The organism is Micromonospora fluostatini (assembly GCF_050410825.1).
In the GTDB taxonomy this organism is placed as follows: domain Bacteria; phylum Actinomycetota; class Actinomycetes; order Mycobacteriales; family Micromonosporaceae; genus Micromonospora; species Micromonospora rosaria.
This window is the reverse complement of the sequence record NZ_CP191251.1, coordinates 1,702,798-1,715,272: the sequence shown is the minus strand read 5'-3', so window position 1 is coordinate 1,715,272 and position 12,475 is coordinate 1,702,798. Positions and strand designations below refer to the sequence as shown.

The 12,475-nt window shown below is 75.5% G+C and carries 6 protein-coding genes; 5 read left to right on the top strand and 1 reads right to left on the bottom strand.

Annotation, left to right across the window (positions count from 1 at the left end; translation table 11 throughout):
• Positions 1 to 24 precede the first annotated feature (24 nt).
• The 4 genes from ACQUFX_RS07105 to ACQUFX_RS07090 are packed head-to-tail and all read left to right on the top strand — an operon-like array spanning position 25 to position 10,645.
• A complete protein-coding gene (locus tag ACQUFX_RS07105; protein ID WP_428965232.1) occupies positions 25 to 5,688 on the top strand; it encodes an amino acid adenylation domain-containing protein in 5,664 nt (1,887 codons plus the stop codon).
• Positions 5,685 to 7,223 carry a class I adenylate-forming enzyme family protein gene (locus ACQUFX_RS07100; RefSeq protein WP_428965231.1) on the top strand — a complete coding sequence of 513 codons (1,539 nt, stop codon included), beginning with the start codon at positions 5,685 to 5,687 and terminating at the stop codon, positions 7,221 to 7,223. Before ACQUFX_RS07105 ends, ACQUFX_RS07100 begins: the two co-directional genes overlap by 4 nt.
• 30 nt (positions 7,224 to 7,253) lie before the next feature.
• Positions 7,254 to 10,388, top strand: a complete 3,135-nt coding sequence (locus ACQUFX_RS07095; RefSeq protein ID WP_428965230.1) for a non-ribosomal peptide synthetase — start codon at positions 7,254 to 7,256, stop codon at positions 10,386 to 10,388.
• Positions 10,385 to 10,645, top strand: a complete 261-nt coding sequence (locus tag ACQUFX_RS07090; RefSeq protein ID WP_428965229.1) for an acyl carrier protein — start codon at positions 10,385 to 10,387, stop codon at positions 10,643 to 10,645. The genes ACQUFX_RS07095 and ACQUFX_RS07090 overlap by 4 nt, the downstream gene beginning before the upstream one ends.
• A 55-nt stretch (positions 10,646 to 10,700) precedes the next feature.
• Here the strand turns inward: ACQUFX_RS07090 and eda are convergent, their stop codons facing one another.
• Entirely contained in the window at positions 10,701 to 11,324 is a 624-nt protein-coding gene (gene eda, locus ACQUFX_RS07085; RefSeq protein ID WP_428965228.1) for a bifunctional 4-hydroxy-2-oxoglutarate aldolase/2-dehydro-3-deoxy-phosphogluconate aldolase, read from the bottom strand.
• Between the two features lie 419 nt (positions 11,325 to 11,743).
• On the opposite strand from eda, the gene ACQUFX_RS07080 reads away from it, so the two are divergent.
• Positions 11,744 to 12,445, top strand: a complete 702-nt coding sequence (locus ACQUFX_RS07080; protein WP_428965227.1) for a GH12 family glycosyl hydrolase domain-containing protein — start codon at positions 11,744 to 11,746, stop codon at positions 12,443 to 12,445.
• The last annotated feature ends 30 nt before the right edge of the window (positions 12,446 to 12,475 follow it).

Genomic DNA, 12,475 nt, shown 5'->3' with positions numbered 1-12,475 from the left:
CCCCGGAGTGGACAAGCACCGTCAATGTCCTTCGGACAGGAAAGGATCTGGTTCACCGAACAGCTCACCCCGGGCACGTCCGGTTACGTCGTGTACGCGACGTCGCGGCTGCGCGGGCCGCTGGAACCGGATCTGGTGCGGACCGCGCTGGACGAGGTCGCCGCCCGCCACGACAGCCTGCGGATGCGCTTCCTGGAGAACGACCGGGGCGAGCCGGTGATCGAGGTGCTGGAGACGGTCCGGGTGCCGTTCACCCTGGCGGAGGCGGTGGACGAGGCGACCGCCCGGATGCTGGTGGCCGAGTGGGTCCGGACCCCGTTCGACCTCACCGCCGCGCCGCTGCTGCGGGCGCTGGTGGTCCGGCTGGCCGACGACGACCACGTGCTGCACCTGGACATGCACCACATCGTCAGTGACGGCTGGTCGATGAACCTGCTGCTCAACGAGGTGGCGACGGTCTACGGTGCGCTACGGGACGCGGTGGAGACCCCGGCGGCGCCGGCCGTCCGGTACGTCGACTACGCCGCCTGGCAGCGGGACCGGATGGACGGCGCCGCCGCCGGTGACGGGCTGGCCTTCTGGACCCGGACGCTGGCCGGGGTGCCGCCGCTGGAGCTGCCCACCGACCGCCCCCGCCCGGCCGTCCAGTCCTACGCCGGGGGCACCCACCGGTTCCGGCTGGACGCCGAGCTGACCGAGGGCCTGCGGCGGCTCGGCCGGGCCCACCGGGCGACCCTCTACATGACCCTGCTCGCGGGCCTGCACGCGACGCTCTTCCGCTATACCGGGCAGCGGGACTTCGCGGTCGGCTCACCGGTCGCCGGCCGGGTCACCCCCGAGTCGGAGGAGCTGATCGGGCTCTTCGTCAACACCCTCGCGCTGCGCGCCGACCTGTCCCGGGAGGCCCCGCCGGGCGGCGGCACCGGGGCGGCGGCCGACGGCGAGCCCGCCTTCGGCACCCTGCTGCGCCGGACCCGCAACACCGTGGTGCGGGCCCTGGCCAACCAGGAGATCCCGTTCGAGCGCCTGGTCAAGGAGCTGAACGTCACCCGGGACGTCAGCCGCACCCCGGTCTTCCAGGTGCTGTTCACCCTGCAGAACTACGCCCGTACCGCCGGCCGGTGGCCGACGGGCCTGGTCGCCGAGGCGTTCGGCACGGACGGCACCGTGTCCCGGTTCGACCTGTCGCTCTACGTCAGCGAGACCGACACGGACCTGCGGGCGATGCTGGTCTACAACAGCGACCTGTTCACGCCGGACACGGCGGCCCGGTTCGCGGACGCCCTCCGTACCCTGTTGCGGGCGGCGGTCGACCGGCCGGACCTGCCGGTGGTGGACCTGCCGCTGCTCGACCCCGCCGAGCAGGCCCGGATGCTCGCCCTCGGCACCACCGGCGACGACGGTGTGGCCACGCCGGTGACGGGGTCGGCGGTGACCCTGGCCGACCTGGTCACCCCGCACGCCGCGACGAGTGCCGACGTGCCGGCGGTGGTCTGCGGCGCGGACACGGTGACGTACCGGGACCTGGACCGGCGGGCCAACCAGCTCGCCCACCACCTGCGCGCGCTCGGGGTGGGCCCGGACGCCCTGGTCGGGGTGCTGCTGGAGCAGTCCGCCGACCTGGCCGTGGCGCTGCTGGGCGTGCTCCGCGCCGGTGGGGCGTACCTGCCGCTGGACCCGGAGCAGCCGACGCAGCGGCTGGCCCTGATGCTCGCCGACGCCCGCCCGGCGGTGGTGCTCACCAGCACCGACCTGCGCGACCTGCTGCCGACGGCCACCGACGGGCCCGTCGACACCGGGCAGCCGACCGACACCGGGCAGCCGGTGGGCGCGCTGGGCCCCGAACCGCCCGGGGAGCCGGTCTGCCTGGACACGCTGGGCGACGTGCTCGCCGGCCGGCCGGTCACGCCGCCGGAGCCGACCGCCACCGGGGAGCACCTGGCATACGTCATCTACACCTCCGGCTCGACCGGGCGGCCGAAGGGCGTCGCCGTCGCGCACCGGCAGGTGCTGCGCTACCTCGACGGGGTGGCCGACCGGTTCGGCGTCGTCCCGGGCAGCCGGTACGCGCTGTTGCAGTCGATGTCCTTCGACTTCAGCGTGACCGTGTTCTACCTGGCGCTGGCGACCGGCGGGACGGTGCACCTGCTCGACCGGCGGTGCACCGGCGGGGAGCTGGCCGACCGGTTGCGACAGCACCGGATCGACTACCTGAAGATCACCCCGTCGCACCTGGCCGTCCTCGCCGCCGAGGTCGGCGAGGCGGCGCTGGTGCCGGCCCGGGCCCTGATCCTCGGTGGGGAGGCGTCCGACCTGGACTGGGCGGCCCGGTTCGCGGCGGCCGGGCCGGGCCGCGTGTTCAACCACTACGGCCCGACCGAGGCGACCGTCGGGGTGACCACGTACGAGGTGACGCCCGACGCGGCGGGGGACGGCCCGGTGCCGCTGGGCCGGCCGCTGCCGCACGCCCGGGTGTACGTGCTCGACGAGCGGCTGCGCCCGGTGCCGGTCGGGGTGCCCGGCGAGATCCACCTCGGCGGGGACCGGCTGGCCCGGGGGTACCTGCACCAGCCGGAGCTGACCGACGAACGGTTCGTGCCCGACCCGTACGGCCCGCCCGGGGCCCGGCTCTACCGCACCGGGGACCTGGGCCGGTGGCGGGCGGACGGACAGCTCGTGTTCCTCGGCCGGCGCGACCACCAGGTGAAGATCCGTGGGTACCGGGTGGAGCTGGGTGAGGTGGAGGCCGCCCTGCGGGACCTGTCCCCGGTCCGGCAGGCGGCGGTGCTGCTGCGCGACGGGCGGCTGGTCGCCTGGCTGGAGCACGAGCCGGGTAGCGGCCGGCCGGAGGCGGCCGAGCTGCGGCGGGTGCTGGGCGACCGGCTGCCCGACCACATGGTCCCGTACCGGTTCGTCTGGCTGGACCGGCTGCCGTTGCAGGAGCACGGCAAGGTGGACCGGCGGGCGCTGCCGGAGCCGGTCGACGAGGCCCCGGCCGGGGGCCGGGTCGCCCCGGACGGTCCGGTGGAGACCCTGATCGCCGGGATCTGGCAGGTGGTGCTCGGCGTGCCGGAGGTCGGCGCGACCGACGACTTCTTCGACATCGGCGGTCACTCGCTGCTCGCCACCCAGGTGGTGGCCCGGCTGCGGCGGGAGCTGCCCACGGTGGTCGGAGACGGGGACGCGCCACCCGTGACCGTGATGGACCTGTTCCGCCACCGCACGGTACGGGACCTGGCCGCCCGGCTGGCGGTGACCGACCGGGCCCCGGACGGGCTGCTGCACGAGCTGACCCCGCCGGTCGCCGGGGCCCCGGTCGCCACCCTGGTCTGCGTGCCGTACGGCGGCGGGAGCGCGGTGGTGTACCAGCCGCTGGCCGACGCCCTGCCGGCCGGGTACCGGCTGCTGTCGGTGGCCGTGCCCGGTCACGACATCGGGCTGGCCGACGAGCCGGTGCCGATCGACGAGGTGGCCGCCACCGTCGTCGCGGAGATCCTGGACCGGGTGACCGGGCCGCTGGTCCTGTACGGCCACTGCGGTCCCGGCGGCGCGCTGGCCGTGGAGGCGGCCCGCCGGCTGGAGGCGGCCGGCCGGGAGCTGACCGCCGTGTACCTGGGCGCGGTGTTCCCGTTCGGCCGGCCGCCCGGCGGGCTGCTCGGCCCGCTGCTGCGGTTGCGGCTGGCCGAGCGGATCCGCAGCGACCGGATCTACCGGACCTGGTTGCAGGCGCAGGGCACCTCGATCGGGTCGCTCGACCCGGACGAGGTGGCGTTCCTGATCCGGGCGATGCGGCACGACGCCCGGGTCTCCGAGGAGTACTTCACCGACCTGCTGCACCGGAAGGTGGCCCCGCTGCGGGCGCCGATCATCTCGGTGGTCGGGGAGCAGGACCGGGGCACCGAGTACCACGAGGAACGTTTCCGGGAGTGGCACTTCCTCAGCGACCGGACCGCCCTGGCGGTCATCGACGAGGGCGGGCACTACTTCCTCAAGTACCGGGCCGCCGAACTGGCCGAGATCGTCACCGGCGTGCACGGCCGGTTGGCCGCGCCGTCCCCGGCCGCCGCGCCGGGACGGGAGGAGACCGGCGTTCCGGGACGCGACGACACCACCGCGCCGGCCCGCGACGACGGCCGCGCGACCCCGGCGGCCGTCGACCCGGACGGGTTGGACCCGGCCTGGGAACTGGTCGCCGTCTCGGACCGCCGCGCCGGCCGGCCCACGTCGGCGGACGGCCACGACCCGACCCGCTCCCCCGCCCCGGCCGGCCGGTCCGCCGGGGCGGGGGCCGGGCCGGGCGGCGGGCGGCGGGTGCGGCGACGGGACCGCGTCCCGCAGCCGAGCATGGCCCGGTTCGGCCTGATCGCCGCCGGTCAGATCATGTCCGGTACGGGCACCGCGCTGACCAACTTCGCCATCCCGTTGTGGATCTACCTGGAGACCGGTTCGCTGGCCCGGTTCGCGCTCTTCGCCGTGCTCGGTCTGCTCCCCGGCCTGGTGGTGGCCCCGCTGGCCGGGGCGCTGATCGACCGCAGCAGCCGGCGACGGATCATGATCATGGCCGGGTTGGCGGCCGGCGGTGGGAACGCCGTCCTGGCCGCCCTGGTGCTGACCGACCAGGCCCAGGCGTGGCACTTCTACCTGCTGGTCGCCTGGTTGTCGGTGGCGTTGGCGTTCCAGCGGCTGGCCTTCGTCTCCGCCGTGCCGCAACTGGTGCCCAAGCGCTACCTCGGGCACGCCAACGGGCTGGCGCAGACGGCCACCGGCATCACCCAGTTCCTGGTACCGCTGATCTCGGTCGCCCTGCTGGAGGCGGTCGGCCTGCGCGGCATCCTGATCATCGACGTGGTGTCGTACGCCTTCGCGATCGGGGTGCTGGCCGCCGTCCGGTTCCCCCGTACCCTGGCGCTGCGCCGCCGGGAGGGCATCGGCGAGGAGATCATGGGTGGGCTGCGGTACGCGCTGCGCCGCCGCGAGTTCCGCGCCATGCTGGCCTTCTTCGCCGCGCTGAACCTCTTCCTCTTCCCGGTGCTGTTCCTGCTCTCCCCGCTGGTGCTCGGCTTCGCCGACCTGGCCGAGGTGGCCCGGATCGCGCTCACCGGCGGCGTCGGCGCGGCCACCGGCGGACTGGTCATGCTGGTCTGGGGCGGGCCCCGGACGCACCGGATGCGGGCGGTGCTGCTGGGCACCCTGGGCATCGCGGTGGCCTGCGTGGTCACCGGGCTGCGCCCGAACCTGCTGGTGATCGGCGTCGGGGCGTTCGGCATGTACTTCGCCCTCGGCCTGGTCAACGGGGTCTACAACACCATCGTCCAGACCAAGGTGCCGCCGCGCTTCCACGGCCGGGTGTTCGCCCTCAACCAGATGGTGGCCTGGTCGACCCTGCCGCTGGGCTGGGGGGTGATCGCGCCGTTCGCCGCCCGGGTGGTGGAGCCGATGCTGCTGCCCGGTGGGGCGCTCGCGCCCACCGTCGGCGCGGTGATCGGGGTCGGGCCGGGCCGCGGCCACGCCCTGCTGTACCTGGTCTTCGGGGTGTGCATCGCGCTGACCGCGCTGGTGTCGCTGCGGACCCGGATCCTGTCCCGGTTCGACCTGGAGGTGCCCGACGCGCCGCCGGACGACCTGGTCGGCATCGAGGCCCGGCAGGCCCGCGCGGCGGCGACCCGGACCGGGGGTGACCGGACGTGACCGGCCCGACCACCGGCCCGGTTTCCGGCCCGACCACCGCTCCGGCGGGGGTCCCGCCGGTCGCCCGGACCGTGCCGGAGCTGCTGGCCTGGCGGGCCGCCGTGCACCCCGAGCGGGTGGCGGTGCAGGTGCACGGGGTGGACGAGGTGACCTTCGCCGCCTGGTCGGCCGGCGCCGGGGCGGTCGCCGGGGCGTTGCGGCGGCACGGCGTCCGCCCGGGTGACCGGGTCGGGCTGGTCTTCGGCCCCCGCGACTGGACCGGGTACGCGGTGGCGTACTGCGGGGTGCTGCGGGCCGGCGGGGTGGCGGTACCCCTGTCCGACCGGCTCGCCCCCGCCCAGCTCGGGTACGCCCTCGACCACTGCCGGGCGGCGGCCGTGCTGCACGGCGGCGACGGGGCGCCCCCCGGTACCCCGGCCGGTCTGCCGGCCTGGCCGGCGGCGCGGCTGGCCGCCGGGGACGGCGAGCCGTTCGACCATCCGGTCCGCCCCGGCGACCTGGCCCAGATCCTCTACACGTCGGGGACCACCGGGCGGCCCAAGGGGGTGGGCGCCAGCCACGCCAACCTCGTCGTCGGCGCGCCCCGGCACCCGCGCCGGCTGTCGCTGGCCCACTCGGAGCGCTTCCTGCACGCCTTCCCGATCGGCACCAACGCCGGGCAGACCATGCTGTTCAACGCGCTCACCGCCCGGCCGACCGCGCTGACCCTGCCGGCGTTCACCCCGGCGCGGTTCGCCCGGCTGATCACCACGGCGGGCACCGGGACGGTCTTCGTGGTGCCGTCGATCGCGATCGAGCTGCTCGACTCGGGTGCCCTCGCCGGGCGGGACCTGAGCGGCGTCCACCTGATCGGGTCGACCGCGGCGCCGCTGGCGCCGGCGGTGGCGGCCCGGCTGGCGGCGGCGTTCCCGCAGGCCACCATCGTCAACTACTACACCTCGACGGAGGCGGCGCCGGCCCAGACCACGATGATCTTCGACCCGACCCGGCGCGAGGCGGTGGGCCGGCCGGTCGGCGGCCAGCTCATGATCGCCGACGCGGACGGGCGGGAGCTGCCCACCGGGCAGACCGGTGACGTGTGGCTGCGCGCCCCCCACCCGCGCTCCTACTACGGCGACGAGGCCGCCACCCGGGCCACCTTCCGCGACGGCTGGGTCCGGATGGGCGACGTCGGCCGGCTCGACGCCGACGGGTACCTGCACCTCACCGACCGGCACCAGGACGTGATCAAGTCCGGCGCCTTCAAGGTCTCCACGCTGGAGATCGAGGCGGCGCTGCACGAGCACCCGCAGGTCGCCGAGGCGGCCGTGGTCGGGGTGCCCCACCCGGTGCTGGGCTCGGCGGTCGCCGCCGCCGTGGTGACCCGACCCGGCACGCCCGCCGCCGAGCCGACCCTCCCGGCGCTGCGGGCCTTCCTCACCGGCCGGCTCGCCGACCACCAACTCCCGGCCCGGCTGCTGGTGCTGGACCGGCTGCCCCGCAACGAGGGCGGCAAGGTCCTCAAGCGGCAGCTCACCGACCAGTTCGACGCCTGATCCACCACCGACACACAGCAGGGAGAGCACGTGGGCACCGTGGAGGCGACATCCGCACAGCACGCCGTCTGGTTCACCGAGCAGGCGGGGACCGCCGGGACGGCGTACCACATGGCGGTGGGCGTCCACCTCGACGCCCGGGTGGACCGCCGGGCGCTGCTGGCGGCCTGCGCGGCGGTCCGCGACCGGCATCCGGTCCTCGACGCGCGGGTGGTCACCGACGCCGACGGCGCGCCCCGGCTCGCCCCGCACGACGAGCGTCCGCCGGTGGCCTTCGCCGAGCTCACCGCCGGGCGGGTGGCCGAGGAACTCGCCCGGGGGTACGCCCTGCACGACGGGCCGCTGGCCCGGTTCACCCTGCTCACCGACGCCGACGGGCGGCACCTGCTGCTGGTCACCGCCCACCACCTGGTCTTCGACGGGATGAGCAAGGACGTGCTGGTCCGGGACCTGGCCGCGGCATACGGGGCGGCGGTGGCCGGGCGGCCGGTGGAGCTGCCGCCGCTGCCCGACGGGTACGCCGGGCACGCCGCCGCCGAACGGGACCGGGTCGCCCACGACCTGCCGGCCGCCCGCGCGTACTGGTCGGGGCAGCCGGCGGTGCCGGCCGACGTGGTGCTGCCGGGCCTCGTTCGGGTACCGACCGGGGCCGAGCCGGGGGCGGCGGTCGACGTCGACCTCGGCGCGGAGCTGGTCGACGGGCTCGGCCGGGCCGCCGCCACCGCCGGGGTGACCCGGTTCGAGCTGCTCCTGACCGTGCTGCACGTGCTGCTCCAGCGGTACGGCAACCGGGACACCCCGGTCGGGGTGGCGCTGTCCACCCGGACCCCGGAGCAGGCCGACCACGTCGGACTCTTCGTCAACGAACTCCCGGTCACCGCCCCACCGGCCGGCGGCACGGTCGACGGGTACGCCCGACAGGTCCGGGCCCGGCTGCGGGAGGTGTACCGGTTCCGGGCGGTGCCGCTGGCGCACGCCGTACCCGGGCTGCGTCCGGCGCCGGCGCTGACCCCGGTCTCGATCGGCTACCGGCGGCGCGACGCCGAGCCGGTCTTCACCGGGGTGGACAGCCGGGTCGACTGGACGCTCTTCTCCGGTGCCGCCCGCAACGCGCTGCACGTCCAGGTCGTCGACGCCCCGACCGGGCTGACGGTGAGCCTCCAGCACAGCCCCCGGGTGATCGACTCCGCCGCGGTGGCCCGGATCGGGGAGCACCTGCGCACCCTGCTCGCCGCCGTGGTCGCCGACCCGGGGCGGCCGGTGGCCGACCTGCCGCTGCTCCCCGCCGACGAGCGCGAGCGGGTGCTGCGCGGCTGGAACGACACCGCGCGGGCGTACCCGACGGACGTGGACGTCCCGACGCTCTTCGCCGAGCGGGTCCGGGCCGACCCGGCCGCGGTGGCCGTGGTGGACGGCGACCGTACCCTCAGCTACGCGGAGGTGGACGCGGCCAGCGCCCGGCTGGCCGACCTGCTGCGCGAGCGGGGCGTCGGGCCGGGCGCGCGGGTCGCGGTGGCGCTGGACCGGTCCTGGCAGGCGGTGGCGACGCTGCTGGCGGTGCTGCGCTGCCGGGCCGCGTACGTGCCGGTGGATCCGGGTCACCCCCGGGCCCGGCAGGATCTCGTGCTGGCCGACGCCGACCCGGCCCTGGTGGTCGCCACCGCCGACCTCGCCGCCGACCTGGACCGGCCGGTGCTCGTGCTCGGCGACGGCACCCACCTGTTAGGAGGGGGCCCTTTTACTACCGAAAGCGTTGACAGGGGGCCCCTCCTTACCGGCGACCTGGCGTACGTGCTCTACACGTCGGGGTCGACGGGGCGGCCGAAGGGGGTCGCGGTCCCCCACGGGGCGCTGACCAACCTGCTGCTGGCGGTGCGGGACCTGCTGGACAGCCGCCCGGAGCACCGGTGGCTGAACCTCACCTCGCTGACCTTCGACATCTCGGCGGTGGAGGTCTGGCTGCCGCTGGTCACCGGCGGGCGGGTGGTGGTCGCCGCCGGGGTCGGCCCGCTGGACGGCGCCGGGGTGCTCCGGCTGGTGCGCGCGGCCGGGGTGACCCACGTCCAGGCCACCCCGTCCGGCTGGCGGGTGCTGGTCGAGGCCGGTCTCGGCGCGGGGACCCCGGAGCCGGTGGTCGCGGTGACCGGTGGCGAGGCCCTGCCGCTCCCGTTCGCCCGCGACCTGCGGTCCCGGGTCGACCGGCTGGTCAACGGGTACGGGCCGACGGAGGCGACGATCTACGCCACCATGGCGGAGATCCCGGCCGACCCGACCGAGGTGACCATCGGACGTCCGCTGGCCAACACCCGGGCGTACCTGCTCGACGACGACCTGCGCCCGGTGCCGGTGGGGGTGCCCGGGGAACTCTGCCTCGCCGGGGCCGGGCTCGCCACCGGTTACCTGGGCCGCGACGACCTCACCGCCGAACGCTTCGTCCCCGACCCGTACGGCGGGCCGGGTGAACGGCTGTACCGCACCGGGGACCGGTGCCGGTGGCGGCCGGACGGGCGGATCGAGTTCCTCGGCCGCGCCGACGACCAGGTGAAGATCCGGGGGCACCGGATCGAGTTGGGGGAGGTCACCGCCCGGCTGCTGGAACATCCGGGGGTGGCCGCCGCGACGGTGCAGGCGTACCGGGACGCGGAGACGGCCGAGACGAGCCTGGTCGGGTACCTGGTCCCCCGGGGTGACGCCCCGCAGCCGGCGGACCTGCGCCGGCACCTGGCGACCACCCTGCCGGCGGCGATGGTGCCGGGCGACTGGGTGCTGCTCGACCGGCTGCCGACCGGGCCGAGCGGCAAGGTGGACCGGGCCGCCCTGCCCGCACCCCGGCCCCGGACCGCGCCGGAGCCGGCGACCGGCTCCGGTCTGCTGCCGGCCGACCCGTCGTCCCCGGCCGGGGGCGGCGTGGCCGCGGCGGAGCCGGCCGCCGCCGACCCGCTGATCGAGGAGTTGCGGGTGATCTGGCAGGACGTGCTGCGCATCCCCGAGGTCGGCGAGCACGAGGACCTGTTCGACCTCGGCGGTCACTCGCTGACCATCACCCGGATCAGCGGCCGGATCCAGCAACGCCTCGGGGTGGAGGTGCCGCTGGACACCTTCTTCGACACCCCGACCATCGCCGAGATCGCCGAGGTCATCCGAGCGTTCGGAAAGGATCGATGATGGAGCACACGGAGCTGCGGCAGCGGGTCGCCGAGCTGGTCAGCGCGGCCACCGAGGGTACGGTGCCGGTCGGCGCCGCCCTCGCCGGCGAGTCGCTGGTGGCGCTGGGCCTGGACTCGCTCGGCCTGCTGCGCCTGGTCGACGCGATCGAGCAGGAGTACGGCGTCGAGGTGGAGTTCGGCGGCCCCGGCCGGCTGGACACCCTCGACGAGGTGGTGGCGGCGGTGGCCGGCGCGGCGACCGCGACCCCGGGCTGACCCGCGTCGGGCCGGCGGGCGTCGGGCCGCCCCACGGCGGGGCGGCCCGGCGCGGTCAGCGGGCGACCGCCTCGACGCTCTCCCGGACGAGCCGGGTGACCTTCTCGAACTCGCCGGCGGCGAGGGCCGACCGGGGCACCATCCAGCTCCCGCCGACGGCGAGCACCGACGGCAGCGCCAGGTAGTCGGCGGCGGTGACGGCGTCGATGCCGCCGGTGGGCACGAAGGAGACCTGACCGAAGGGCGCGGAGAGGGCGGCCACCGCCGCCGCGCCGCCGGAGGTGCCGGCGGGGAAGAACTTCAGCGTGCTGACCCCCGCGTCGAGGGCGGCGATGACCTCGGTGGCGGTGACCGCGCCGGGCAGGGCGGTCACCCCGTGCTCCTGGCAGCGCCGGACCACGGCCGCGCTGAACCCGGGCGAGACCACGAAGCGGGCCCCGGCCTCGACCGCGACGTCGACCTGCTCCGGCGTGGTCACCGTGCCGGCCCCGACGGTGACCCCGCCGTGCGCGGCCATCCGGGCGATCGCCTCGGCCGCCACCGGCGTGCGGAAGGTGACCTCGGCGATCGGCAGTCCGCCGGTGGCGAGCGCGTCGGCGAGGGGTTCGGCGGAGGCGGCGTCGTCGAGGACGACCACGGGGACGAGACGGTGCCGGCGGAGCAGCTCGGGGATGGTCATGACGCTCCCTGGGGGGTGTGGGCGGTTCGCGGGCGGACGTCGGCGGCCCGGTGCCGCCGAGCCGTGGGACGGCACGGGACGGGTCACCTCCGGCTCCGCGACGAAGCGTAACCGGCGGGTGATCACCGCCCGCGCCACCGCCACCGGGTGGCCCGCCACCCGGGACACCCCGTGGGAGGACCCTTTCGTCCGGCACGCCCGCCGGGTCGGCGAGATTCCTCCGCCTTTCTCGGCACCGTCCCGGCAGGCCCGGGCTGAGCTGGTGTTTCTCGGTACGAATGGGACACGACAGCCGCCCCGCAGGTCGGGACCAACCACCACGAAACAGGCAGTGCATCGACGTTCTTAAGTTGAAATAGTTGTGAACCAAAATTAACGTTGCCGGGGTCAGGGGCCACCGACCTCGAAGGAGGAACCTCATGCGCCTCATCCGCCTCGTCGCCACCGGCGTCACGGCACTACTCCTCGCCGCCACGACAGCCGTGGCGACCGGAGCCCCCGCACAGGCCGCGGTCTGGTCGTCGTCCGACCGGTGGGGCACCTGGAGCAGCGGCGGCTACACCCTCTACAACAACATCTGGGGCGAGGGGTACGGCACCCAGACGATCAGCGCGAACTCCCCCGGCAACTGGTGGGTACGGGCCGACCATCCCAACACCGGCGGCATCAAGTCGTACCCGAACGCCACCCGTCACATCGGCCGGAAGGTCAGCGAGCTGGGGCCGGTGACGAGCAGCTTCGACGTGACCGTGCCGACCAGCGGCGTCGCCTTCACCACCGCGTACGACATCTGGTCCGCCGACCACGCCCACGAGATCATGCTCTGGATGAACAAGTACGGCCCGGTCGGCCCGCTCGGCAGCTTCGAGACCCGGGCCACCGTGGGCGGGCACACCTGGGACGTGCACCGGGGCTCCAACGGCCACAACATGGTGTACTCGTTCGTCCGGACCAGCAACACCACCGCCGGGACGGTGGACGTGACGGCGGTGGCCCAGTGGATCCGGGCCCAGGGGTGGTTCGGTGACGTGACCATCGGCGACGTGCAGCTCGGCTACGAGATCACCTCCGCCGCCGGCGGCCACGACTTCGTCACCAACTCGTTCTCCGTCACCGGCTGACCGGACCGCCGCGCGGGTGCCGCCACGCGG